Source organism: Faecalibacterium sp. I4-1-79 (genome assembly GCF_023347235.1).
In the GTDB taxonomy this organism is placed as follows: Bacteria; Bacillota; Clostridia; order Oscillospirales; family Ruminococcaceae; genus Faecalibacterium; species Faecalibacterium tardum.
In genome coordinates this window covers 20,439-45,384 of the sequence record NZ_CP094467.1, presented here as the reverse complement: position 1 = coordinate 45,384, position 24,946 = coordinate 20,439, and the positions used below count along the sequence as shown (strand labels likewise).

Below are 24,946 nucleotides of genomic sequence, written 5' to 3'. Positions count from 1 at the left end.
TCATTCCTCCGTTTCTTCCGGCTCGTCCACGTTCAGGCAGGTCACCTTCAGCAGACCCGGCATCACCGCCAGCTGCCGCTCCAGCGCGTGGGGGATGTGGGAGTCGCACTCCAGCACCATCACCGCATAGCCGCCCGCAGCGGCGCGGAACACCTGCATGGACGCGATATTGATGCGCCGCAGTGCCAGCGCCATGGTCACCTCGGCAATGCAGCCGGGGGTGTCCTCGTTGTGGATGATGAGGGTGTTGCTGTCCCCGCCAAAATCTGCCGGTACGCCGTCGATTTCCGTGACGCGGATGCGTCCGCCGCCCACCGATGCCGCCTTGAGCGAAAGCTGCCGCCCGGTGCGGCTGGTCAGGGTGAGCACGGCGGTGTTGGGGTGGGCAGAGCGCAGCTCTACCGGGTGGATGCTGAACTGCATCCCCCGCTGCGCGGCCAGCGCAAAGCTGTCCGGCAGGCGGGGGTCGTCCGGGCGCAGACCCAGCAGCCCCGCCACCAGTGCACGGTCGGTGCCGTGCCCCTTGCCGGTGGTGGCAAAGCTGCCGTACAGGCCGATGTCTGCCTGCGCCGGAACCTCGCCCAGAAGCTTTTGTGCGGTATAGCCGATCTTTGCCGCACCGGCGGTGTGGCTGGAAGAGGGTCCGATCATCACCGGGCCCAGAACATCAAATAATCGCATAGGGGACAGCCTTCCTTTCCTGAGGGTTTTCCCACTTTTGCGCGGCAGCTGCTGCCGCAAAACGCGCTTTTTTCCTGTTTGAATGGACAAAAATTGCCAAAACGGCACATTTTTATCAAGTTTATTATACCGCTTTTGCTGCACTTGTGCTATAATAACTTTATTAATGTTTGAAAATGTCCCCAAAATGGCGTTCCGGCTGCTGCCTTGGCAGCGCCGCCCCGCCGCCAAGGGAACAACACGGAGGGTAGATCCTATGAAACTGGTAAGCGTGGAAACTCCTGAAAAGAGTGTCTGCAAAATGACCTTCAGCGCTACGGCTGAGGAACTGGAGGCCGCCTCCAATGCGGTCTATGAGCGCACCCGCGCCACTTACACCATCAAGGGCTTCCAGAAGGGCGAGGCCGACCGCGCACAGATCGAGGCTGACCGCGGCGAGCACACCTTCTGGTACGATGCCATCAACGACCTGATGGATCAGGATGTGCCTGCTTTGTACGAGGCTGCTTTGAAGGAACACGGCTTTGCGCCGGTAGATGATCCCAGCTACGATCTGGTAAGCGTGAAGAAGGACGAGGGCTTTGTGGCTACCGCCACCGTGGCACTGCAGCCCGAGCTGACACTGACCAAGACCACCGGCTTTACCTCCCAGTGCGTCACCCCGGAGGTGACCGACAAGGAGATCGACACGGTGCTGGAGCGCCGCCGCAACTATGCCGCAGAGCTGGTGCCCCACAAGGGCCCCGCTGTAAAGGGCAATGTGGTGCACATGGACTTTGAAGGTCTTCTGGACGGTGTGGCCTTTAAGGGCGGCACGGCAAAGGACCAGTCGGTGCAGCTGGGCAGCGGCCGCATGATCCCCGGTTTCGAGGACGGCATTCTGGGCCACAAGGCAGGGGACGAGTTCGAGATCAACGTCACCTTCCCCAAAAACTACCCCAACAAGGAGCTGGCCGGCAAGCCTGTCGTGTTCAAGATCAAGCTGCATGACGTGTGCGTGCGTCAGCTGCCCGCCCTGAACAGCGACTTTGCCAAGAAGATGGGCAAGGAGACCATGGAAGAGTACCGCGCTTTCGTGAAGCAGCAGCTGTTCGACGGTCGCCACGGCGGTGCGCTGAACCACGCCAAGGACATGATCCTTGGTCAGCTGGCGGATGCCGCAGAGGGCGAGATCCCCAGCATTCTGGTGGAAAACGCCTACCAGCAGCAGATGCAGGTCATCCAGCAGCAGCTGCAGATGCAGCGCATGAGCCTGACCACCTACCTGAGCCAGATCCATGAGACCCGCGAGAGCTTTACTGCCAAGGTGCGTGCCGCCGCAGAAAAGAACACCCGCGCCCGCATGGCACTGCTGCAGATCGCACAGCAGGAGAACCTGCTGCCCACCGATGAGGAGATCGACAAGCAGCTGGCTGAGCGCGCTGAAAAGACTAAAAAGACGGTGGAAGAGATCAAGGCGGGCACCGATATCGCTGCTCTGCGCCGCAACGAGGGCATCCGCAAGGCTGCCGACTGGGTCATCGACCACTCCACCATCGAGGAAAAGGTAGAGAGCAAGTAAGCGCCGACGGTTTGGAATGCGCTCCGCTTTGCTCTGCGCATACACAGCGGAATTATTATTTTTAATAGAGCAATGCCGGGCGGTCTGCGGACCGCCCGGCATTGCATTTTCACGGGAAAGGCCGTAAAGGAGAACTGCATTCCCTTCTGTGAAAAATGAACCGGGAAAATCCGCAGATTTTCCCGGTTCTCAAATTTAAAATTGTTTTTTCCTCTATTGATGCGCAGAGCAGCGCGACGCGCATTTAAATCGTTTTTCAGGTCAAGAGGTTGAACCCCATAATGACCACGCCCAGCACCACCAGCACGACGCCGGTGGCGCGGTTCAGGGTCTTGGGGGCGGCCTTGTTGGCAAACACGGCGGCAATGCGCGCCCACAGCAGGGTGAACACCACACACAGCACCCATACCAGCCAGTCGGGCGTGCCGCCGATCATAAAGTGGGACACCGCACCGGTCAGGGCGGTAAAGGTCATGATGAACACGCTGGTGCCCACGGCAGTTTTCAGTTCGTAGCCCAGCACACTGGTGAGGATGAGCAGCATCATCATGCCGCCGCCTGCGCCGATAAAGCCGCAGATGAAGCCGATGAGCACACCGCACACCACCGACTGCACCGCACGCTTTTTTGCGCTGACCCCCTGCATGGCTTCCTTGGTGGTCATGACCGGGCGCAGAATGAACTTGACGCCCAGCAAAAAGGTCATGAACACCGAGAAGCCGCCCATGGTGGCGGAGGGCACCTTGCTGGCCACCCAGCTGCCCACCACCGTAAAGGTAAGCACGCTTGCCATCATGATCAGGCCGTTTTTGATGTCCAGATTCTTGTTTTTATGGTAGGTATAGGCAGACACTGCGCTGGCCAGCACATCCGAGGAAAGGGCAATGCCCACCGCCATGTAGGGGTCCATGTGCAGGAAGGTGATGAGCATGGGGCTGATGACCGCCGCCGCGCTCATACCGGCAAAGCCGGTGCCAAGGCCGGCACCCATACCGGCAAAAAAGGTGACAAGCACCGTAAACAGCAAGTGCATTTTATCCATTCTCCTTTAAGATCTCGTCCAGATTTTTCCCGATGACCTCCATGGTGTGGAAAAACGCCTCCCGGGTGGGAGCGTCCGTGTTGTCCAGCAGGCGGGCAAAAAAGCGCTCCTGCACCTCGCGCCCCCGTGCGATGACCGGCTGCGCCTTTTCGGTGCACAGCAGCTGGGTCTTGCGGCGGTCGCCCGCCACGGCGCGGCGCTCCAGATACCCCTCCTGCACCAAGCGATCCACGTTCACCGACACAAGGTTCGCCTTGATCTTGCGGATCTCCACGATATCCCGGGCGGTGGTGCAGTCCGGGTTGTTTGCCAGAAACATCAGGATGTCAAAGGCGGTCTGGGGCAGCTTTAGTTCCTGACACAGCGGCTTGCACATGGCGCTGTACGCCTGTGCGGTCTTGAAACTGATCTCTATGGTAGGATTCATGCGGCGCTCCTTTTTGTCTTTTTATGAATAGTTCATTTTTGAAGCATTATAGTACAGATAAGGGGAGATGTCAAGAGAAAAAAGAATCCGTGCTGTTGTGCAAGGCAAGCAGCCGTGCTATTTCTATGTTTTGCACAAACGGCGCATTCTCTCCATGTGAAAAGTGCAAAAAATCTCTGTTAATCAAACGTGCACGGGAAAAAGCTGCAACAAAAATATATCTGAATAAAGAAAGCGCCCCTTGCAGTCGGCGGCAAAAAGCGGTATGCTTTAAGCAGACCGGGCAGCGCCCGGCGCAAAGAGATAAAAGTGATAATACTATGTGAGAGAGGTACTCGGCTATGGCAATTTTGGTTTCCGGCGGTGCCGGCTACATCGGCAGCCACACCTGCATCGAACTGTTGAACGCTGGCTACGATATCGTGGTGGCAGATAATTATTATAACGCTTCTCCTGTGGTTCTGGACCGGGTCAAGCAGATCACCGGCAAGGATTTCCGCTTCTACAAGGCAGACATGACCCGCCGTGAGGACGTGGAAAAGATCTTCTCCGAGTGCCCGGACATCACCGCTGTCATCCAGTTTGCAGCCTACAAGGCTGTGGGCGAGAGCGTGTCCAAGCCCATCGAGTACTACTACAATAACCTCAACTGCACGCTGGTCATTCTGGACGTGATGCGCCATCACGACTGCCACAACTTCGTGTTCAGCTCCTCCGCTACCGTCTACGGCGACCCCGCCAGTGTGCCCATCACCGAGGACTTCCCCGTGGGCGCTACCACCAACCCCTATGGCACCACCAAGGCCTTTACCGAGCGCATTCTGCAGGACGTCTGCAAGGCTGACCCCAGCCTGAACGTGGCGCTGCTGCGCTACTTCAACCCCATCGGTGCCCACAAGAGCGGCCTGATCGGCGAGGACCCCAACGGCATCCCCAATAACCTGATGCCCTACATTGCCAAGGTGGCTGTGGGCAAGCTGGAAAAGGTGCACGTCTTTGGCAACGACTACCCCACCCCGGACGGCACCGGTGTGCGTGACTACATCCATGTTGTGGATCTGGCCCGGGGCCATGTGTGCGCCATCCGCAAGCTGGAAACCGGCTGCGGCCTCTTCATCTGCAATCTGGGCACCGGCAAGGGTTACAGCGTGCTGGATGTCATTCATGCCTTCTCCAAGGCCTGCGGCAAGGAGATCCCCTACGTCATCGATCCCCGCCGCCCCGGTGATATCGCCGAGTGCTACGCCGACCCCACCAAGGCCAAGAACGAGCTGGGCTGGGTGGCCGAGTACGGCATCGAGGAAATGTGCGCTGACAGCTGGAACTGGCAGAAGAACAACCCCGATGGCTACCATACCGTGAAGTAACTTGTAAAAAACGGAGCACCGCATTTTCTCGCCTGAGAAGATGCGGTGCTTTTTTTGTGTCTATATTCTCTATTGACATCCGCTGCCAGTTAGCCTATACTACATTTGTTAACACAGACTAACACATAAGAATGGCACATATAAAGAGGGCAAACAGATATGACGTTAAAAGAGTTACAGATCGGCAAAAGCGCCATTGTGGATGCCGTGGGCGGTGCAGGAGCACTGCGGCAGCATTTTCTGGATATGGGTCTGATCCCCGGGGCGGAGGTCACGCTGGTAAAGCTGGCACCCATGGGCGACCCCATGGAGCTGCGCATCCACGGCTATGAGCTGACCCTGCGTCTGGACGACGCGGCACAGATCACCGTGACCCCCACCGAAAAGACCCCGGCGGTGCACGCCCCGGTGGCGGAAAAGATGGTGGAGCATCCGGGTCTTGGCGAGGGCGGCAAGTACCACACCAAGGAGGGGGAGCATCCCCTGCCGGAGGATAAGACCCTGACCTTTGCGCTGGCGGGCAACCAGAACTGCGGCAAGACCACCCTGTTCAACCAGCTCACCGGCTCCAACCAGCACGTGGGCAACTTTCCGGGTGTGACGGTGGACCGCAAGAGCGGCGCCATCAAGGGGCACCCGGAGACCGAGGTCACCGACCTGCCGGGCATCTATTCCATGTCCCCCTATTCCAGCGAGGAGATCGTTACCCGGCAGTTCATCATCGGCGAAAAGCCCACCGGCATCATCAACATCGTGGATGCCACCAACATTGAGCGCAACCTCTACCTGACCATGCAGCTGATGGAGCTGGATATCCCCATGGTGCTGGCGCTGAACATGATGGACGAAATGCGCGGCAACGGCGGCACGGTACGCATCAACAAGATGGAGGCGATGCTGGGCATCCCGGTCATCCCCATCTCCGCCGCTAAGAACGAGGGCGTGGACGAGCTGGTAGACCACGCCGTCCATGTGGCAAAGTATCAGGAACGCCCCGGGCGGATGGATTTTTGCAGCGAGGATGACCACGGCGGCGCGGTGCACCGCTGCATCCACGGCATTCTGCACCTCATCGAGGATCACGCCAAGGCGGCGGGCATCCCGGTGCGTTTCGCCGCCACCAAGCTGGTGGAGGGCGACCCCCGCATTGAGGAAGCCTTGAAACTGGACCCCAACGAAAAAGAGATGATCGAGCATATCATCGTGCAGATGGAGCAGGAGCGCGGGCTGGACCGCGCCGCCGCCATTGCGGATATGCGCTTCTCCTTTATTCAGGAGCTGGTGGCGCAGACGGTGGTAAAGCCCCACGAAAGCAAGGAGCAGCTGCGCTCCAACCGCATCGACAAGTTCCTCACCGGCAAATACACCGCCATCCCGGCGTTTATCGCCATTATGGGTCTGGTGTTCTTCCTTACCTTCAATGTCATCGGCCTGTTCTTCCAGAACCTCATGGAAATGGGCATCGACGCCCTGACCGGCGTTGTGGATACCGCCCTGACCAACTGGAATGTCAACGCGGCGGTGCACTCGTTGGTCATCGACGGCATCTTTACCGGCGTGGGCAGCGTGCTGAGCTTTCTGCCCATCATCGTGGTGCTGTTCTTCTTCCTCTCCATGCTGGAGGATACCGGCTACATGGCGCGTGTCGCCTTTGTGATGGATAAGCTGCTGCGCCGCATCGGCCTGTCCGGCCGCAGCATCGTGCCCATGCTCATCGGCTTTGGCTGCACCGTGCCCGGCGTGATGGCAAGCCGCACCCTGCCCTCGGAGCGCGACCGCAAAATGACCATCCTGCTCACCCCGTTCATGAGCTGCTCCGCAAAGCTGCCTATTTACAGCCTGTTTGCGGTGGCGTTCTTCCCCAAGTACGCAGGGCTTGTGATGGTGCTGCTGTACTTCACCGGCATCTTGGTGGGCGTGCTGGCGGCGCTGCTGCTCAAGAGCACCGTGTTCAAGGGCGAAGCCGTGCCCTTTGTCATGGAGCTGCCCAACTACCGCCTGCCCGGCCTGAAAAACGTGGCGCAGCTGCTGTGGGAAAAGGCGCGGGACTTTTTGCAGAGAGCTTTTACGGTCATCTTTGGTGCCACCATCATCATCTGGTTCTTGCAGAACTTTGACCTGCGCCTGTCGTTGACCGTTGACCCGCAGACCAGCATTCTGGCACGCATCGCGGGCGATATCGCCCCGCTGTTCGCCCCGCTGGGCTTTGCGGACTGGCGTATCTCCACCGCCCTCATCTCCGGCTTTATGGCAAAGGAGAGCGTGGTGTCCTCGCTGCTGGTCCTCTTCGGCTCTACGGCTGCCCTGACCGCAGCCCTCACCCCGGCACAGGCCGCACCGCTGCTGGTGTTCTGCCTGCTGTACACCCCCTGCATCGCGGCGGTAGCCTCGGTCAAGCGGGAGCTTGGCGGCAAGTGGGCTGCGATCATGGTGGTGAATCAGTGCGCCGTGGCATGGCTGTGCGCCCTGCTGGTGCGTCTGGTCGCCGTGGCGGTGTTCTGAAATACTGGTTCGATTTTTGGGTCCTGAAAAGCCGCAGGCTTTTCAGGACCCTTTTTCACTGGAGAACTCGTGGAGGCAAAAGTGTCCTCGCCATAAACAAAACGAATCACGCAAAAAAACGTCTGCCGGAGCAGACGTTTTTTGCGTGATCTATCTTTCTTTAAAGTTTTCCGCACTGCTTGCCGGTGAAGAACCGCAGGGTGGTGGTGGCGCGGAACACCTTTCCTGCCCGCAGCACCGTGGAGGGGAACTCCGGGTGAGAGGGGCTGCACGGATAGTGCTGGGTCTCCAAGGCAAAGCCGCCGTACTTGCGCAGCGGCTCGCCGCCCTTGCCCGGGGCGGGGCAGTCCTGCAAAAAGTTGCCGGTGTACAGCTGGATGCCCGGCTGGGTGGTGTACAGCTTCATGCTGATGCCGGTCTTATCACTGGTGGCCCATGCGCAGATGCTCTGGCTGGAGCCGCGTGCGCGGTCGATGACATAGCAGTGGTCGTAGCCGCCGCCCACCATGGTGGTCTGGGGGAAGCCGGTGTCGATTTCCTTGCCGATGAGCTTACCGGCGGTAAAGTCCATGGGGGTGTTTGCCACGGGCAGGATGTTGCCGGTGGGGCAGGTGGTATTGTTGCCCTCCAGATAGCGGGAGGCGTAGATGCGCAGCTTCTGGTTCAGCACATCGCCGCCGCCATCCAGATTGAAGTAGCTGTGGTTGGTCAGGTTTACGATCGTGTCAGCGTCCGAGGACACACGGTAGTCCATGCGGAAGGTGTTGTCATCGGTAAGGGTGTAGCGCACCGCGATCTTCAACGTACCGGGAAAGCCGTCCTCGCCGTCGGGGCTTTCGGCCTCCATCAGCAGGGTATCGCCGAAGTACTTCACCTCATAGATTTTCCGGGAAAAACAGCCGTGCAGATGATGCTCGCCGCAGTTTTTTTCCAGCTGGTAGGTCTTGCCGCCCAAGGTAAAGACGGCGTTCTCGATGCGGTTGGCGTAGCGCCCCACAAAAGCACCGCAGCAGGTGCTGCCGGACGAGGTGAAGTCGTTCTCGTAATCTGCCATGGTGTCGTGACCCAGCACCACATCCACCGGGCCGTTTTTGGCCGGGACGATGATATTTTTGATCACGCAGCCGTAATCCAGCACGCTGACGGACATACCGCCGGGGTTCGAGAGGATGTACTCGGTAACATTAGCGCCCTCTTTGGTCACACCGAAGGGCTTGGAACGGATCTGTGCCATTGGGCCTCGCCTCCTAAAGCTTTTTTCGGAAATGCAAAAGGGGCAGACTGCCCCCTTTTGCATCTTGTCTGTATTTATGATTATAGCACAGTTTTACAGTTTTGTGTTGGAATCCTTTTAGAATTACCATCCAATTTTTGCGGCGATTTTTTGTTAGAATCATCGAAAGTGCCCACAATAGCGCTGCTGGCGGCGCGTTTGCGGAGAAAAAACGATTTTAAATGGCTTCCGCTTCGCTCTAGCCATCTTCAGCGGAAAAATTATTTATAATTTCGGGGTTCAGGAAAGTCTGCGGACTTTCCTGAACCCCATTTTCACGGGTGGGTTGGGAACGAACTCCCTCAGTCAAAACCTGACGGTTTTGCCAGCTCCCTCTGGGAGGGAGCCTTTGGCATGGCGGCACAGTTTCCGTCTAAAGTGCAAAGCTTGCGGGCGTGCCCGCTCCCCCGGGGGGAGCTGTCGCGCAGCGCCTGAGGGGGCTGCAAATCGGCGGAGCCGGAAAAAACGGTTAAAAGATCTTCACGCCGAACAGGCGTGAATCTTCAGTTTTTTTCGGTGTAGCCCTCCGCTTTGGGGTTAAAAGGGGCGAGCAGCCCCTTTTTCGTGGCTCCAGCGCGTCGAAATCGCTGGCACTTTTCTGGTTCTCTTTTGGTGTCAAAAGAGAACATCCCTCGGCGTGCGCCCACAATACCAAAAAGCGCCCCGCACTTCCGGTGGAAATGCGGGGCGCTTTGGTTACACGGGCTGTATGCCTTATGCCTCCGGCTGGGGCTGTGCCGCAGAGGACTGGGCGGCAATGAACTCGGCGGCATCGTCCGGAATGTCGTCCAAGTCCTCGTCGCTGCCGATATCCACGTTGAGCGGCGGCTTCTTGAACAGGATATCGTACAGGATCGGCACGATATACAGGGTCATCAGGGTGGCGTAGCTCAGGCCGCAGATGATGACGATGGCCATGCCGCTCATCAGCTGGCTTGCCATATCGTTGCTGAACACCATTTGCAGCATGGCCAGCACGGTGGTCAGGGTGGTCATCAGAATGGGGCGCATACGGGTCTTGCCGGTAGCCACCAGTGCGGCGCGGCGCTCCATGCCGCCCATGCGCAGCTGGTTGGCGTAGTCCACGAACACGATGCCGTTGTTGACGACCGTACCCATCAGCACAATGAAGCCCATCATGGAGATCATGGTCAGCTGCTGGCCGGTGAGCAGCAGACCCAGCAGACCGCCGGTAAAGGCCAGCGGCACGGTGAACAGCACGATGAAGGGGGACAGCAGGCTCTGGAACTGTGCCACCATGACAAGGTACACAAAGGGCAGTGCCAGTGCCATCCACTGGATCATCTCGTCGGTCATATAGTTGACGCTGTCGCTCTCGCCGCCCATGGAGAAGGAGCAGCCTTCCGGCATCTCGTTGGTGAGGGCAAAGGCATCCAGCGCCTTTTTCACGGCACGGGCCTGCACCGTGGTGTTGTAGCCCGGGGCAGTCTCGGCGGTGACGGTGACGAACTGGTTCCGGTTCTCGCTGGTGATGGAGTCCGGTGCGTTGCCGGTGGTCCAGCTGGCGATATCCGACAGCTTGCAGGTGCCGGTGGCGGTGGTGCCGTCGGCGGACATGACGGTGGTCTCAAAGGTCATATCCATCATGTTTTCCTTGGTCAGCGGGTCCAGATTGTTGCTGATCTGCACATCCATGGTGGTGCCGTCCACGGTAACAGGGGTCTGTGCCGTGGTGGTGGTGGTCAGCTTTGCCGCGATCTGCTGGTACACCTGCGCAACGGTCAGTCCGTAGGCACGCACCTTATCGCGGTCCACCTGCAGGATGATGGTGGAATCACCCGCGCCCAGACCGTTGGTGGCGTTCTGGAAGCCATCAGTGCTGTTCACGATGTCTACCACCTTCTCGGACAGGGCGGTCAGGGTCTCGGCATCGGTGCCGTAGATCTTGATGGTCAGACCGGTGGACAGCTGACTGGTCAGGTCGTCGGTCATGCCGTACTGCTGGACGGTGGCGGTGCAGTCCGCCACCCCGGCCACAGCGTCCTCCATGGCCTTGCAGGCGGCGTCTATCTTGGAAGAAGAGAGTTCCTCGTTGAGCTTGACGTTGATCTTATACTTGCCGTAGCCGTTGGCGGCGTTCAGCAGGTCGGTGATGGTGGAGGGCAGGCCAAGGTTGGAAACATCCATGCCCGCCACAGTGTTGTCGGGGGTAATGCCTACCTCCTCCACGCCGTCCACAGCCATCACAGCCTGTACCACCTTACCGGCCACATCGTAGGACTCGTCCTTCGAGAGGGTGTCGGTGGTGGAAAGGGTGATCATGGCCTCGTTGCTGGTGCTGGTGGGCAGCAGCACGATGCCCATGGAGACCACCCGCCAGCAGCAGAACACCAGCAGCAGAACGGCGGCTGCCAGCGGTATAAAGCGATTTTTCAGCGCCTTTTCCAGACTGCGGCCGTAGGCGTCCTGGATCTTATCGAACCATGCCAGCTTTTTGGGCTGGGCATTCTTCAGCACGGTAGCCGAGGCAGCAGGCACCACGGTCAGTGCCACGATGAGGGAAGCCATCAGGCAGTAGCCGATGCACAGGGACATGGGGCCCATCAGGTTGCGGATGAGGCTGGCAGAGAACACCGCCGGCAGGAACACGCACACCGAGGTAAGGGTAGAGGCCACAACGGACATACCCACCTGACGTGCACCCTGCACCGCAGCGCGGGCAGCGGGCACGCCGCGGCCGCGCAGACGGTAGATGTTCTCGATGACAACAACAGAGTTATCCACCAGCATACCGATGCCAAGCGAAAGACCTGCCAGCGTCATGACGTTCAAGTCCAGCCCGGTGAAGTACATCAGCACCACGGCGCACAGCACCGAAAGAGGGATACTGACGCCGACCACCAGCGTGGGCTTGACGTCCTTCAGGAAGATGGCCAGCACGACGACGGCCAGTGCGGCACCCACCAGCATACTGGTGAGGATGCTCTTGATCAGGATGCTGATGTAGTTGCCCTGATTGGACAGCACCACAATATGCAGGCCATCGTACTGGGCTTCCAGCTCCTTGAAAGCATCCAGACAGTTGGCAGATACGTCACCTGCGCTGGAACTGTCGTCCTTGTAAATTTTCAGCACCGAAGCCTGCTCGCCGTTCAGGCGGGTATAGCTGTCGGCGGCGTTGTCGATGACCTCCACGTCTGCCACGTCGGAAAGGCGCACATCGCCGTAGCCCTCCACATGGAGCAGCAGTGCACCGCGGATATCCTCCACGCTGTCGTATTCCTCGCCCACCTTCAGCAGCCACGACTCGCCGCTTTCGTCCTTGACATAACCGGCGGGCATGGAGAAGTTCTGGGCGTAGATGAGGCTGGCAAGGGTCTTGATATCCAGCTGCTTGGTCACATCGGCGCTGGCAAGCGCCTTTTCCCTGGCGGCCTCGTACTGGGTCTTGGCCTCGCTGAGCTGCTTTTCGTACTCGTTCAGCTGCTCGCGGGCTTCGGTAAACTGCATATAGGCAGCCAGCTGCTGCTGGGTAAAGCTGCCCAGTGCGTTGGAGAACTCGGTCATCATGCCGGGCACGTTGTCCATGGCCTTGATGGTGTCCTCCAGCGTCTTATAGATGACGTTCAGGCTGTCCTGCAATTGCAGTTCGTCTACCAGATCCTCGGCGCCCTCGCCCTGCGTGCCGGTCTCGGTGTTGATGCGGTTCTGCAGGGTCTGCAAAGCAGAGGAGAGCTTATCCGTGATATCGCGCAGCTCGGACACGATCTCGATCAGAGAGTCGATATCCCGCATACCGGTGCTGTTGAACTTGTCCAGCACCCGCTGCAAGCCGGCCTGCACCTCAATGAGGGCCTGCTGCACCTCAGGCTCCTTGACCACGGCGATCAGGTTGTTGACGCTTTGCAGCAGCGCTTCGGCCTGTTTGCGCACCACCTCTACGGCGCTGCCGACATCAGAGCTCAGGGTGCCCATGACCGTGTTGGACACAGTATTGCCGAAGTTTTTGAACTGCTTATCGTATTCTGCGCGGCCGGCCTTGATCTTGGCCTCGGCCTCTTCCAGCTGGGTATGTGCCGCTTCCAGCTGGGTGTCGATGAGTTCCATCAGCTTTTCGTTGATGTCATCCACCTTTTCCTGATTCAGCTGCACCTGCACCAGCTGCTCCACAAGGCCGCTGGCAGATACGCTGGACACGCCGCCCTTGCGCTGGACGTAGGGGGTCATGGTGTTCTTGATGAAGTCAGAAAGCTCGTACACCGAACTGCCCTCGCGGCTGACAGCCACGGTCATAAAGGCGTTCATGTTCATGCTGTACTGTATCACAGAAGGGGTCAGGGCAGTATCCGGCAGGTCGCTTTTGGCCTGATCCAGCTTGTTGGACACCTGCACCAGTGCGCTGTTCATGTCCGTATCATCCACGAACTTCATCAGCAGCAGGCTGTAGTTTTCAGCCGAGGTGGCGGTGATCTTTTCCACACCGGGCACTGTAAGCGCGTTTTGCAGCACGTCCGAGACTTCGCTCTCCACACGCTCCGGGCTGGCACCGGGATACACGGTGACCACCATCAGGTACGGGGTGCTGACATCCGGCAGCAGGTTCGTTTTCATCTTGGTGACCGACACAAAGCCGAGCATCAGCACCATGATGACTGCAACCAGCACCGTAAATGGTTTTTTGACACTGAATTTTTCCATCTTCTCCTACCGTTTCTCTGCTGCACCGCCCGGCGCAGCAGTTTCTCCACCTTCGTGGGGCAATGGGGGCTCTTAACATTCCTATTATACACGCAAGGCGTGTGCTTTCAATAGCGGGGCAGCGAATCTTTTGCGAAAGTTCTGTCAAAATCTGCAAAACGCACAACTTTGCCGCCCCAAAACCGGCAGTCTGCCTGCCATCCTCCCCTCTGCCGCCGGACAAAATTTCGACACCTTTTCCATACTGCATACGGTTGAGCGGGGTGGATCATTGCAGGGGAGGGGAAATTTTACTCCCTCAGTCAAAATCTGACGGTTTTGCCAGCTCCCTCGGGGAGGGAAGCTTTGCGGGGTAACTTTCTGCTTGCCTTCAGCGTGCAGGGACGCTCCGCTGGGCCAGAGGCAGGGAGGGGTGTTCCGACTCCCCCCTCCCTACCTCTGGACTCCACCCACCCCGCAACGGGCCAAGGGCTGCACGCCCTTGACAATCCTAAAGAAGAAGTCGAAGCACAAAAAAGCTAGCGCTGCGCCAGTCGGCGCTATCGCTTTAACGCTTTTTTCGCTTCTCCATTTATAGCCCCTCAGTCGCTACGCGACAGCTCCCCCATGGGGGAGCGAGCGCCCACCCGCAGCGCCGCGCTTTCGCAGAAAGCGGCGCTGCAAATGCCGTTTGCCTTTACGACCCCTCCCGTGAAAAGGCAATTCTGGAAAATCCGCAGATTTTCCAGAATTGCGAAATTATAAATATCCTTTCCGCTGAATATGTGCAGAGCGCAGCGGAGCACATTCTAAATCGTCCCGTCATAGGTGTATAAAGACTTTTCTTTTTGCATAGAAATGTGCTTTTGATTATGGTATACTAACAGCAGACTGAAAAAGCGCCCCTTGAAAGGGGCTTATCAGATACAAAACGAGGAACACTATGAAAAAAGTCATTTCGGTCCGTTTCAAAGAAAACGGCAAAAGCTATTATTTTGATCCCGGCGATGCTGTCATCCATGCCGGGGAGTTCGTGATCGTGGAGACTGCCCGCGGCGTGGAGTGCGGCGAGGTGGTGCAGGGCGTGCGGGAGCTGGCGGATGCCGCCGTGCCCAAGGCGCTGAAGCCCATCACCCGCATGGCGGACAGCGTGGATATCCGCCGGATGCGCCAGAACCGTGAGGACGAAAAGCGCGCCTACCACACCTGTCAGGAGTGCATCGCCCGCCACGGGCTGGAGATGAAGCTGGTGGAGGCCGAGTACACGCTGGACCGCTCCAAGATCATGTTCTACTTTACCGCCGACGGACGGGTGGACTTCCGGGAGCTGGTCAAGGATCTGGCCGGCATCTTCCACACCCGCATCGAGCTGCGCCAGATCGGCGTGCGCGACGAGAGCAAGATGATCGGCGGTCTGGGCATCTGCGGCCAGCCTTTCTGCTGCAGCCGCTTTTTGAAGGATTTCCAGCCCGTTTCCATCAAGATGGCAAAGGAGCAGGGGCTTTCGCTGAACCCCACCAAGATCAGCGGTGCCTGCGGCCGTCTGATGTGCTGCCTTGCCTACGAGGAGAGCGCCTACGAGTACCTGAACAGCATCATGCCCATGGTGGGCAGCACGGTGCGCACCCCGGACGGTCTGGGCACTGTGCTGGAGGTGAATCCGGTATCCGGCTACCTGCGGGTGCGCTGCGGCACCGAGAGCCTTGCCCCCCGGTACTACAAGGTGGGCGTGTGCGAGTATGTGAGCGGCGGCAAGCGCCCGCCCCGCCGTCCCGACCCGGACGATGATTACTCCGGCGTGCGCAACCCCGCCCCGGTGGTGGCAAGCTCCGACGACGAAAAGCGCCCCGCCTGCCCCCGCCGCCGCGCAAATGAAAAGGAATAAGCATAATGGCGTGCGCCCTCTCCGTCATCGCTGCGCGATGCCACCTCTCCCAAAGGGAGAGGCAAGAGCTCTGCCGGGAGCTTTCTCATTGCGCTTAATACTTTAGCGCAAAACTTTACAGCTTGGCTCTCCCTTCGGGAGAGCTGGCGCGGGAGCGCCTGAGAGGGTTTGCTTGCAGTTAGTATTATAAAACTAACTAGGCTTCGTGATTTTCGCTAAAAATCTCCGGCAATTTTGGCTATAAGTTAGGCCGTGCTTTTGTGCAACCCCACAAAATATTTTATTTTGTGGTTGTGGCAGCACGGTTAGTCTTGCCTTTTCCCGCCTGCTTTGTTAGAATGCAGACAAGGATACAAATTCCGGGGGGCGTGCGTGGCCGTGCCAAGGTACGTTTCTTCATAATTACATCGGCACGGGATAAAAAAGGAGAGTTTATTATGGCACACAAGGTTTCTGACGCATGTGTTGGCTGCGGCGCTTGCGAGGGCGCTTGCCCGGTTGGCGCTATCACCATCGAGAACGGCGCTGCAGTTGTGAACGCTGATTCCTGCATCGATTGCGGTGCTTGCGAGGGTGCTTGCCCCACTGGTGCAATCGCTGCTGAATAATCAGTAGTTTTTGCTGAAAACGCATCAAAAAGGACTGTTGCACATCTGTGCAGCAGTCCTTTTTTGTGGTATCATAAAGTAAATTCATGAAAAACGCAGTTCGGCGCGTCCGCAGACGCGCCGAACTGCTGAATCAAAAAATATTTTTCCGCTGCACATGGCCAAAGCATACGCGGCGGCCATTCCTGATCGTCCACCGCAAAAGAGGCACTGCACAAAATGCTGTGCAGCCGCCCCGCTTTTTGTTTCATGCACAAATTCCGCAGGAAAATACCCTGCATTTTTTGGAAGGGAAACGGCACACTGTCTATGGAACATTCTACGGAAGTTTTGTATAATAGAACTATGGTCTACTGCACCCCGGAGCACCGGTTCGGCTCGGACGCGCTGCTGCTGGCACGCTTCTGTGAGCCGAAACGCAGCCAGAAAGCCGCAGACCTGTGCTCCGGCTGCGGTATCGTGGCACTGGAATGGCACGACCGGGGGCACCGCGGCCCCTGCACCGCGCTGGAATTGCAGCCCGAGGGCAGCGCCCTGCTGGCGGCAGCGGTGGAAGAGCAGCAGCTCACCCACATTACACCCGCCTGTGCCGACCTGCGCACATGGCGGCAGGACGAGGGGCAATTTGACGTGTGCGCGTGCAATCCCCCTTATTTTACCGAGGGGCCGCAGAGCAAAAACGCCGCCCACGCCCTTGCCCGGCACGAAAACACCTGCGCTTTGGAGGATGTCTGTGCCTGCGGCTTCCGGCTTTTGAAGGACGGCGGGCGGCTGGCGCTGTGCCACCGCCCCGAGCGGCTGGCTGAGGTGCTGGCTGTGCTGCGCGCGCACCGGCTGGAGCCCAAGCGGCTGGCCTTTGTAAAGAACGGCCCGGAAAACGCACCGTGGCTGTTCCTTGTGGAAGCCCAGAAGAACCGTAAAACCGGCCTGCGGGTAGAGCCGGACGTGCTCATCCGCGCCGGTGCGGCGCTGTACGGACGATAAATTCAGGAGGTAATTATGGCAGGAACTCTCTACATCGTGGCGACCCCCATCGGCAATCTGGAGGATATGCCGCCCCGGGTGGCTGCCACCTTTGGCGCGGCAGACTTTATTGCCGCCGAGGACACCCGCGTGACCATGAAGCTGCTGAATTATCTGGGGCTGAAAAAGCCCATGGTCAGCTACTATGAGCACGCCTTGCAGAAGGGCGAAGCCATTTTGCAGCGCATCGAGGCAGGGGAGAGCTGTGCCTTGTGCAGCGACGCCGGCATGCCCTGCGTGTCCGACCCGGGCGAGGTCATCGTGCGGGACGCACTGGCGCGGGGCATCAAAGTAGTGCCCATCCCGGCCGCTTCTGCCTGCGTTACCGCACTGGCAGTCTCCGGGCAGGACACCTCCCGCTGGGTGTTCGAGGGCTTTCTGCCGGTGAACCGCAAGCAGAAAAAGGAGCGTCTAGCCGAGCTTTTGCAGGAAAAGCGCACCGTCATCTTTTACGAAGCACCCCACAAGCTGCGCACCACACTGGACGATTTGGCCGCCGCCTTTGGCGCAGAGCGCAGCATTACCCTGTGCCGGGAGCTGACCAAGCTCCACGAGGAGATCTGGAAAACCACTCTGGGCGAAGCCGTGGAGCACTACCGCGCCGCCGAGCCCCGGGGCGAGTATGTGCTGGTGATGGCGGGTGCGCCCGCCGGTGCCGCCGAGGAAGAGGAGCTGACCCTGGAACAGGCGGCGCAGCGCGCTTTTGCGCTGACCATTGAGGGTTTCAGCGCTTCTGCCGCCGCCAAGACTGCTGCACAGGGCACAGCCTATTCCAAGAGCGAAGTTTACAAGCAGCTGCTGTTGTTGCAGCAGACTACCGAATGAGTATAGAGGAGGATATCTTTCCGTGACAAAACTACTGGTCCTGAGCGACAGCCACGGCGCGCGTGACGCCATTAAGCGCATTTTGAACAAAGAGCAGAACAACGTGGATGCTGTGATCTTTTTGGGGGACGGCCTGCGGGATCTGGAACAGACGCTGGCCTTTTTCCCCCATCTGCGGGTGTACTCCGTGGCCGGCAACTGCGATTACGGTGCGCTGGAGCCGCTGGATGGCCTTGCGGGCTTCGATCAGACGGTGGTTTTCTATACGCACGGTCACATGTACGGTGTAAAATACGATCTGGATACGCTGGCGGACGCCGCCGCCGCCCGGGGGGCCGAGGTGGCGCTGTTCGGCCACTCCCATATTCCCCACGCAGAGCAGCGGGGCAATGTATTTTTGTTCAACCCCGGCTCCTGCGGGCGCTGCTACACCGGCCCGGACACCTACGGCCTGCTGACGCTGGAAAACGGCGCAGTGACCGCCTATGAGCACAAAGAGGTACCCAAGCAATGAGCATCAACGAGGTGCGCTATCTGCCGGAATGCGGCAGCACCAACGCCTATGTAAAGGAACATTTCGAGGAGTTTGGCCCCGTTGCGGCGGTGTATACCGAAAACCAGACCGCCGGGCGCGGGCGGCTTGGCCGCAGCTGGGTAAACGCCGAGGGCAAGGCGCTGTACTACACGGTGGCCATCAAGGAGCCGCTGGCACAGCCTGCCACCCTGCCGCTGCTGGCAAGCCTTGCGGTGCGCCGCCAGTTACAGCTGCGCTATGGCGTGGACTGCCAGATCAAGTGGCCCAACGACCTTTTGCTGAACGGCAAAAAGATCGTGGGCATCCTGTGCGAGAGCGTGAGCTACGGCTACCAGCAGCAGGGGCGCGGCATTTTGTGCGGCATCGGCATCAACCTTGCCCAGCCCCAGAGCTATTTTGACGCCGCCGACCTGCCCCACGGCACCTCGCTGGCCTTGCAGGGCGCTGCGGTGGATCTTGCCACCGACCCCGCATGGCTGGCGGAGGGGCTGACCGACTTTGGCTTTGACCGCAACCTGTACACCTTTGCCCGGGACGGCTTTGCGCCCTTCCGGGAGGAATACAAGGCCGCCTGCATCAATCTGGGCCGCCGGGTCACCTTTGACCTGCCGGACGGCAGTCAGGGCGCAGGCGAAGCCGTGGACGTGGACGCCGAGGGGCGTTTAGTGGTGCGCACCGATGCCGGTGAGCAGCATGTTTTCACCGGGGAAGTGTCGGTGCACGGCATCTACGGGGCAGTATAATTAAAAAAGGGGCAGATGCACAACCGTGCACCAGCCCCTTTTATCTTTGACGATTTGGAATGCGCGCCGCAAGGATACCCCCTCAGTCTGCTCACTGCGTTCGCAGCCAGCTCCCCCAAGGGGACGCCTGAACCCTCTCAGTCACGCCTGACGGCGTGCCAGCTCCCCCGAAGGGGGAGCTTTATTCGCGCTGACCGGATGCAAAAAGCTCCCCCTTTCGGGGGAGCTGGCGAACGCAGTGAGCCTGAGAGGGTTTTCTTATCTTCTCCGTTTCATCTGGCGGCGGCGCTGGTTGAGGGTCAGCCCGCCGCCGCAGCGCAGGGTGACAAAGCCCAGCGCGCACAAAATCAGGATCAGGGCGCAGAGCAGCAGCAGGGTGGCCTTGCTATCGGTGCGGAAGTCCGACACATACTCCCGGTGGGTCACAAGGTCTACCTGTCCCACCTCGTAGCCGTCCAGATAGACGGTGGCAGTGCCCAGCTTCTGGCCTTCCTTGACGGTAGCAGAGACGCTCTCGGGCAGGTCGAAGGAATAGCTCACCTTATCGTCGCTGTGGCCGTAGCCGCTGACCGGGGCTGCGGCGTACAGCTCCACGGACGGCTCGGTGCGGCACTTGGTCAGGTCTACGGTGGTCAGCACGGTCTTGGTATCCACCAGCGGACGGTCGGCAAAGCTGGCAAAGGCCCAGTCAAAAAGGTCGTCACACGCGGCAAACAGGTGCTCCTGCGTGTCGCAGCCAAGGATCACCAGCCCGTAGTTGTGGCCGTCCTGCTGGGCAAAGGCCACGATGCAGCGGCCCGCCAGCGTGGTAAAGCCTCCCTTGACCCACTTGACATACTCCCGGTAGTTGGCGCTTTCGCTGTTCATCAGGCTGTTGGAGCTGCTGATGGTGTGCTCGGCCTTGCGCAGATTGGTGGCTGGCAGCACATAGCTGGCGGTGCCCGCCACCTGTGCAAAGGTCTGGTTCTCCGCGCAGGCGGCGGCGATCTTTGCCAGATCCTGCGCAGTGGACACGTTGCCGTAGTCAAACAGGCCGTGGGCACAGGTAAAGTTCGTGCCGGTGCAGCCCAGCTCTGCCGCCCGGGCGTTCATCTGCTGCACAAAGCCCACCACGCTGCCCCCCACGTCCCACGCAATGACGCTGGCGGCGTCGTTGGCGCTGACGATGAGCATGGCGTTCAGCAGGTCGATGCGGCGCACGGTTTCGCCGATGCGCAGCCCCATGGTGGTGCCGTTGGCGTTTTGGATATCCTTGAACTCCTGCGTTAAATCGGTGGGCACGGTCACTTCACCGTTCAGGTCCTTGCCGCTTTCCACCAGCAGCAGGGCGGTCATCAGCTTGGTCAGGCTTGCCACATATTTCTGCTGGTCGGCGTTCTGGCTCAGGATGGTCTTGCCGGTGTCTGCGTTGAACAAATACACTGCCTCAGTCTCTGTTGCAGTCTGGACGGGCATGGGGTATACTGCAAATACAGGCAGCACTGCGCTGACGGCGACCGCCAGCGTGAGCACCAGTGCCGCCAACCGGCGGCAGAACGTGTTGTGAAGCATGAAGGTACCCCCTTGAATCCCGCTCCGGCAAAACCGGCGCGCACATTTTTGTTCCTTACTTATAAGAATACCATAAAAGAACCAAAAGAGAAAGGTGGTTTTTAACAATGTTCTTATCCTTTTGTGGAAAAACGCCCCGCGATGAGGGCGCAGCTTTTGTAGCCCCCAGCGCTACCGTGCAGGGAGATGTGGTTTTAAAGCCCGGCTCCACCGTCTGGTACGGTGCGGTGCTGCGCGGGGATGACGGCACGCTGACCATCGGCAAAAACAGCAACGTGCAGGACAACGCGGTGCTGCACTGCGACATCGGCGGCTGCGTGACCCTTGGCGAAAACGTCACGGTAGGGCACTGCGCACTGGTGCACGGCTGCACCGTAGGGGACGGCAGTCTCATCGGGATGCACGCCACATTACTGAACCACTGTGTTGTGGGCAAAAACTGCATCATCGGGGCAGGGGCACTGGTGCCGGAAGGCATGGTCATCCCGGACAACTCGGTGGCGGTGGGCGTGCCCGCCCGGGTCATCAAGCAGGTGAGCGCCGCGCAGGTGGAAGCCAACCTGCACAACGCCGCCCATTATGTGGAGCACGGAAAACTGCACGCAGAGCAGATGAAAAACGGGTGAGAGTGCGGCGGGGTCACCCACGCCCTCTCAGGCGCTCCCGCGCCAGATTCCCCTTTTTGTCACCTGCGGTGACATCTTCCCCCGGAGCGGGGGAAGTCTTTCCTCTCAGGGAGAGCCAAGCCGTAAGGTTTACCACTAAAGTTTTAGGTGCAATAAGAAAGCTTCCGGGCGTGCCCGCTCCCCCTTGGGGGAGCTGTCGCGCAGCGACTGAGGGGTTATAGATGGAGAAGCGAAAAAAGCGTTAAAGCGATAGCGCCGACTGGCGCAGCGCTAGCTTTTTTGTGCTTCGACTTCTTCTTAAGGTTTGTCAAGGGCGTGCAGCCCTTGACCCGTTGCGGGGTGGGTGGAGTCCAGAGGTAGGGAGGGGGGAGTCGGAACACCCCTCCCTGCCTCTGGCCCAGCGGAGCGTCCCTGCACGCTGATGGCAAGCAAAAGCTTTCCTACTAAAGCGCAAAGCTTCCGGACGCGCCAAAGGCTCCCTCCCCGAGGGAGCTGGCAAAACCGTCAGGTTTTGACTGAGGGAGTTCAGTTTTTCTTCTTAAACGTTTCATTTTGTATTTTTTTCGCACTGCGGTACAAAGTTTCAAGGACTTTCTTGAATTTTCACAGAAATGTAATGACTTTTTTCGTAAAATCGGGTATACTGTATCTTGCAGGGACAGTGGGGCCGCAACCACTTCCCCGCACATGATTCCTCCTCACACCAAAGCAATACCCCAAACAAGAAATCCCTCCGGTGTACCGCAAGCGCCGGAGGGGTTTCTTGTTGTTTCGTTATTTAAACGGTGCGCAGCTTTGCCGCAAACACCGAAAGCACTATCTTGGGGTTTACCTGTGCGCCCAGCCGCTGCAGGGCGGCATCTGCCAGACGCACCGCCTGCTGCGCCTGTGTGCCCTGTACCGGGGCGCGGGGGCTGCTGCGCAGACCTGCCGCTGCCACGGCGCGGAAATCGGTCAGCAGGGCGGAAGCGGCAGCTTTATCCTTTTCGTAGGCGGCAAGCAGCACAGCGGCGGTGTAGCTATCCCGGGCGGCGGCGGCGCGGGCAAGCTCCAGCGCCTTTTCCACCTGTGCGGCGCGGGCTTCGTCCCGGGCGACCGCCAGCACCGTGCCAATATGACCATCGAACAGCTCACTGTACAGTGCGGCTGTTTTTTTGTCCACGCCCTGCGCCGCGCAGTAGCGGGTGCAGTCGGCGGGGGACACCGGTGCTACCGCAAAGCTGACGCAGCGGCTGCGGATGGTGGGCAGCACACTGGCCAGCGAATCCGCCGTGAGCAGAAACAGCACCCCTTCCGGCGGCTCTTCCATGACCTTGAGCAGGGCGTTGGCAGATTCCTCGTTCATGCGCTCCACATGATACAAAAGCACGGCGCGCCCCTCGGCGGAAAGGCTGGTGTTGAAAATTTCGCTGCGCATGGCAGTGACCTGACCCACCAGATACTTTCCGCCGCTGCCCATGCCGGACACCGAGATGGCCTCCCGCACGATGCCGGTCTCCACCGTGCCGCTGTCGCGCTTACCGGCTTTTGCCACGGCGCGGCAGCACTCGCCCCGCAGCAGCGCTTCGGCGGCGGCACCGCCGGCGGGGTAGAGGTAGTCGGCGGCGATGCAGCGGGCGGCAAAGCCGGTGCCAAGACCGGCTTCGCCCACCAGCAGCACGCTATGAGTCAGCCGACGGGTGGCCAGCATCTGCTGCACGCTGGTTTTCAGTTCTGCGTTGCCTTCCATGCGGTCCAGCATCATGATGGGGGTACTCCTTTTGTGAGACGTAAGACGATTTAAAATGGCTTCCGCTGCGCTCTAGCCATGTTCAGCGGAAAGATTATTTTATATTTCGCAATTCTGGAAAATCTGCGGATTTTCCAGAATTGCCTTTTCACGGGTGGGGTCGTGGAGGGAAACAGCATTTGCAGCGCCGCTTTCTGCGAAAGCGCGGCGCTGCGGGTGGGCGCTTGCTCCCCCGAGAGGGCCGACTTCCCCCGGCCGGGGGAAGATGTCACCGCAGGTGACAAAAAGGGGAATCTGTCGCGCAGCGACTGAGGGGCTATAAATGGAGAAGCGAAAAAAGCGTTAAAGCGATAGCGCCGACTGGCGCAGCGCTAGCTTTTTTGTGCTTCGACTTCTTCTTTAGGATTGTTAAGGGCGTGTAGCCCTTGACCCGTTGCGGGGTGGGTGGAGTCCAGAGGTAGGGAGGGGGGAGTCGGAACACCCCTCCCTGCCTCTGGCCCAGCGGAGCGTCTTTGCACGCTGAAAGCAGGCAGTAACTTTCCCCGCAGAGCGCACACTTTTCCGGTTCTCTTTTGGTGTCAAAAGAGAACACCCCTCGGCAGTTTCCATTTTCACGGGAGGGGTCTTACCTCCTATTCTTCCGCTTCCACTGCTCCCGGCGCACCCATGCGCGGAGGGAGCGGTAGGCCATGGGGGCAAAGAAGAGCCAGACGTTGAGCATGGACAACAGGTAGTCCAGCTTGCCGGGCAGGGATGCGCCCAGAAAGCCGAACACCCACAGCACTGCCGCGAAAACGCCGAAATATTTCACCCGGATGGGGATGACGAAGAAGAGCAGCAGCTGCACCTCCGGGTAAAGCATGGCAAAAGCCAGCAGCAGCGAGAGGGACAGGCAGTAGGTGCTGGCGGTCACGCCGGTGAGCAGACAGCCCAGCACCGTGCCCAGCACGCCGGACAGCAGATACACCGTGTAGCGGAAATCGCCCCACTCCCGCTCCAGCGCCGTGCCGACGAACCATGTGAAGTAGATGCCCAGCACCACGCTGAGGATGCTGCCGCCGGAAAAGGGGATGAATATAAAGCTGATCACCCGCCAGACCTGCCCTTGCAGCAGCAGGCTGCGGCTGAGCCCCAGCCAGCCCGTGATGGTGCGGTCAACAAACAGCTCGATGGCCAGCACTAAGATCTGCCCCGCCACCAGAATATTGGTCAGGTTCGGGATGCCATAGCGGCCATACTTGCGCTCCAGCCTGTTCAGCCAGTTGTTCATGTGTTTCGCCTCCGTTGCGGGATGCCCCGCCAGTTTCATGTTACCCCTATTTTACCATGACAGGCCCCCGCATTCAAGAAAATCCACGCGGAAGGCGTTGAAACTGCACTTTCTTTCCCGGCAGACAGGTTGCACGCGCAGTTTTTTCACACCGCAGCCGCCGGGGTGTGGAAAAGGCGGGAAAAGCACAGCATTCATGCGGGTTTCAAGTCCCAAAACGACAACCGAAAATTGTATGGACTATCCGGTCTGGAATGAACTTTTCACTTTTTCCACCGGGTTTTCCACCGTTTTTGTGAAAAAGAGGCGCAGTTTCCAACGATGTTTTCCACCTTTTCCACATAGTTTTCCACATCCAGTGGAGGAAAGCCCTATACAAGCCGTAATGGATGCCGCCGCATTCTGGAAATTTGTGGGCAAAAATGTGGGCAATCTGCCTTTTATAAAAAAGAAAGTCGAAGGTTTTTCTTTTGTTTTTACAGTTTACTCCGGCTTACGGGTTTGCTTTTCTCCAATCTGGAATCTTGCCCCGGGCAGTTTTCCACAAACCGCCGGGGAGAAAAACCCGGTGTGGAAAACGGACACAAACTGTGGTTTTCCACACGGTTTTTACCCCGTCTGAACCCTCTCAGTCGCCTGCGGCGACAGCTCCCCCGAAGG

General features: G+C 59.0%; 20 protein-coding genes. 12 read left to right on the top strand and 8 right to left on the bottom strand.

Annotation, left to right across the window (positions count from 1 at the left end; translation table 11 throughout):
- Positions 1-681: an L-serine ammonia-lyase, iron-sulfur-dependent subunit beta gene (gene sdaAB / locus MTP36_RS00175; protein ID WP_006735266.1), complete on the bottom strand. Its 681-nt coding sequence runs from the start codon at positions 679-681 to the stop codon at positions 1-3.
- A gap of 256 nt (positions 682-937) precedes the next feature.
- On the opposite strand from sdaAB, the gene tig reads away from it, so the two are divergent.
- Positions 938-2,242 carry a trigger factor gene (gene tig, locus MTP36_RS00170; protein WP_249252608.1) on the top strand — a complete coding sequence of 435 codons (1,305 nt, stop codon included), beginning with the start codon at positions 938-940 and terminating at the stop codon, positions 2,240-2,242.
- A gap of 256 nt (positions 2,243-2,498) precedes the next feature.
- Here tig and MTP36_RS00165 read toward each other — a convergent pair whose 3' ends face one another.
- The gene (locus MTP36_RS00165; RefSeq protein WP_249252599.1) at positions 2,499-3,275 is read right to left on the bottom strand and encodes a sulfite exporter TauE/SafE family protein; all 777 of its coding nucleotides are present in this window, start codon (positions 3,273-3,275) and stop codon (positions 2,499-2,501) included.
- A gap of 1 nt (position 3,276) precedes the next feature.
- On the bottom strand, positions 3,277-3,711 hold the full coding sequence (locus MTP36_RS00160) for a MarR family winged helix-turn-helix transcriptional regulator (RefSeq protein ID WP_249252597.1): 435 nt from the start codon (positions 3,709-3,711) through the stop codon (positions 3,277-3,279).
- 341 nt (positions 3,712-4,052) lie between these two features.
- On the opposite strand from MTP36_RS00160, the gene galE reads away from it, so the two are divergent.
- Positions 4,053-5,078, top strand: a complete 1,026-nt coding sequence (gene galE / locus MTP36_RS00155; protein WP_006735254.1) for a UDP-glucose 4-epimerase GalE — start codon at positions 4,053-4,055, stop codon at positions 5,076-5,078.
- A 159-nt stretch (positions 5,079-5,237) separates the two neighbouring features.
- The gene (gene feoB, locus MTP36_RS00150) at positions 5,238-7,580 is read left to right on the top strand and encodes a ferrous iron transport protein B (RefSeq protein WP_055186614.1); all 2,343 of its coding nucleotides are present in this window, start codon (positions 5,238-5,240) and stop codon (positions 7,578-7,580) included.
- Positions 7,581-7,740: 160 nt separating this feature from the next.
- Here the strand turns inward: feoB and MTP36_RS00145 are convergent, their stop codons facing one another.
- Complete coding sequence (locus MTP36_RS00145) at positions 7,741-8,814, bottom strand: aldose epimerase family protein (RefSeq protein WP_249252595.1); 1,074 nt, start codon at positions 8,812-8,814, stop codon at positions 7,741-7,743.
- A 753-nt stretch (positions 8,815-9,567) separates the two neighbouring features.
- Complete coding sequence (locus MTP36_RS00140) at positions 9,568-13,512, bottom strand: efflux RND transporter permease subunit (RefSeq protein ID WP_249252594.1); 3,945 nt, start codon at positions 13,510-13,512, stop codon at positions 9,568-9,570.
- Between the two features lie 922 nt (positions 13,513-14,434).
- Here MTP36_RS00140 and MTP36_RS00135 point away from each other — a divergent pair.
- The 7 genes from MTP36_RS00135 to MTP36_RS00105 all read left to right on the top strand — a co-directional run bounded on the left by MTP36_RS00135 (position 14,435) and on the right by MTP36_RS00105 (position 19,110).
- A complete protein-coding gene (locus MTP36_RS00135) occupies positions 14,435-15,376 on the top strand; it encodes a PSP1 domain-containing protein (protein WP_249252577.1) in 942 nt (313 codons plus the stop codon).
- 437 nt (positions 15,377-15,813) lie between these two features.
- A complete protein-coding gene (locus MTP36_RS00130) occupies positions 15,814-15,984 on the top strand; it encodes a DUF362 domain-containing protein (protein WP_006735241.1) in 171 nt (56 codons plus the stop codon).
- Positions 15,985-16,070: 86 nt separating this feature from the next.
- Positions 16,071-16,322 (top strand): hypothetical protein, encoded by a 252-nt coding sequence (locus MTP36_RS00125; protein WP_249252575.1) that lies wholly within the window; start codon positions 16,071-16,073, stop codon positions 16,320-16,322.
- Complete coding sequence (locus tag MTP36_RS00120) at positions 16,294-16,968, top strand: tRNA1(Val) (adenine(37)-N6)-methyltransferase (RefSeq protein ID WP_249252573.1); 675 nt, start codon at positions 16,294-16,296, stop codon at positions 16,966-16,968. The genes MTP36_RS00125 and MTP36_RS00120 overlap by 29 nt, the downstream gene beginning before the upstream one ends.
- 15 nt (positions 16,969-16,983) lie before the next feature.
- Complete coding sequence (rsmI, locus tag MTP36_RS00115) at positions 16,984-17,832, top strand: 16S rRNA (cytidine(1402)-2'-O)-methyltransferase (RefSeq protein WP_249252572.1); 849 nt, start codon at positions 16,984-16,986, stop codon at positions 17,830-17,832.
- A 22-nt stretch (positions 17,833-17,854) separates the two neighbouring features.
- Positions 17,855-18,346 carry a metallophosphoesterase family protein gene (locus MTP36_RS00110; RefSeq protein ID WP_249252563.1) on the top strand — a complete coding sequence of 164 codons (492 nt, stop codon included), beginning with the start codon at positions 17,855-17,857 and terminating at the stop codon, positions 18,344-18,346.
- A complete protein-coding gene (locus MTP36_RS00105) occupies positions 18,343-19,110 on the top strand; it encodes a biotin--[acetyl-CoA-carboxylase] ligase (protein ID WP_097782775.1) in 768 nt (255 codons plus the stop codon). The genes MTP36_RS00110 and MTP36_RS00105 overlap by 4 nt, the downstream gene beginning before the upstream one ends.
- A 258-nt stretch (positions 19,111-19,368) precedes the next feature.
- Here the strand turns inward: MTP36_RS00105 and MTP36_RS00100 are convergent, their stop codons facing one another.
- Positions 19,369-20,661 carry a D-alanyl-D-alanine carboxypeptidase family protein gene (locus tag MTP36_RS00100; protein WP_249252554.1) on the bottom strand — a complete coding sequence of 431 codons (1,293 nt, stop codon included), beginning with the start codon at positions 20,659-20,661 and terminating at the stop codon, positions 19,369-19,371.
- A 107-nt stretch (positions 20,662-20,768) separates the two neighbouring features.
- Between MTP36_RS00100 and MTP36_RS00095 the strand changes: the two genes are divergently transcribed.
- Positions 20,769-21,287: a gamma carbonic anhydrase family protein gene (locus tag MTP36_RS00095; protein WP_015537101.1), complete on the top strand. Its 519-nt coding sequence runs from the start codon at positions 20,769-20,771 to the stop codon at positions 21,285-21,287.
- Between the two features lie 778 nt (positions 21,288-22,065).
- Here MTP36_RS00095 and MTP36_RS00090 read toward each other — a convergent pair.
- Both MTP36_RS00090 and MTP36_RS00085 read right to left on the bottom strand, forming a co-directional pair.
- Positions 22,066-23,031 (bottom strand): DNA polymerase III subunit delta', encoded by a 966-nt coding sequence (locus MTP36_RS00090; RefSeq protein WP_249252552.1) that lies wholly within the window; start codon positions 23,029-23,031, stop codon positions 22,066-22,068.
- A gap of 610 nt (positions 23,032-23,641) precedes the next feature.
- Positions 23,642-24,286 (bottom strand): rhomboid family intramembrane serine protease, encoded by a 645-nt coding sequence (locus MTP36_RS00085; protein ID WP_249252550.1) that lies wholly within the window; start codon positions 24,284-24,286, stop codon positions 23,642-23,644.
- A 97-nt stretch (positions 24,287-24,383) separates the two neighbouring features.
- Here MTP36_RS00085 and MTP36_RS00080 point away from each other — a divergent pair, with 97 nt between their 5' ends.
- Complete coding sequence (locus MTP36_RS00080) at positions 24,384-24,908, top strand: hypothetical protein (RefSeq protein WP_249252539.1); 525 nt, start codon at positions 24,384-24,386, stop codon at positions 24,906-24,908.
- The last annotated feature ends 38 nt before the right edge of the window (positions 24,909-24,946 follow it).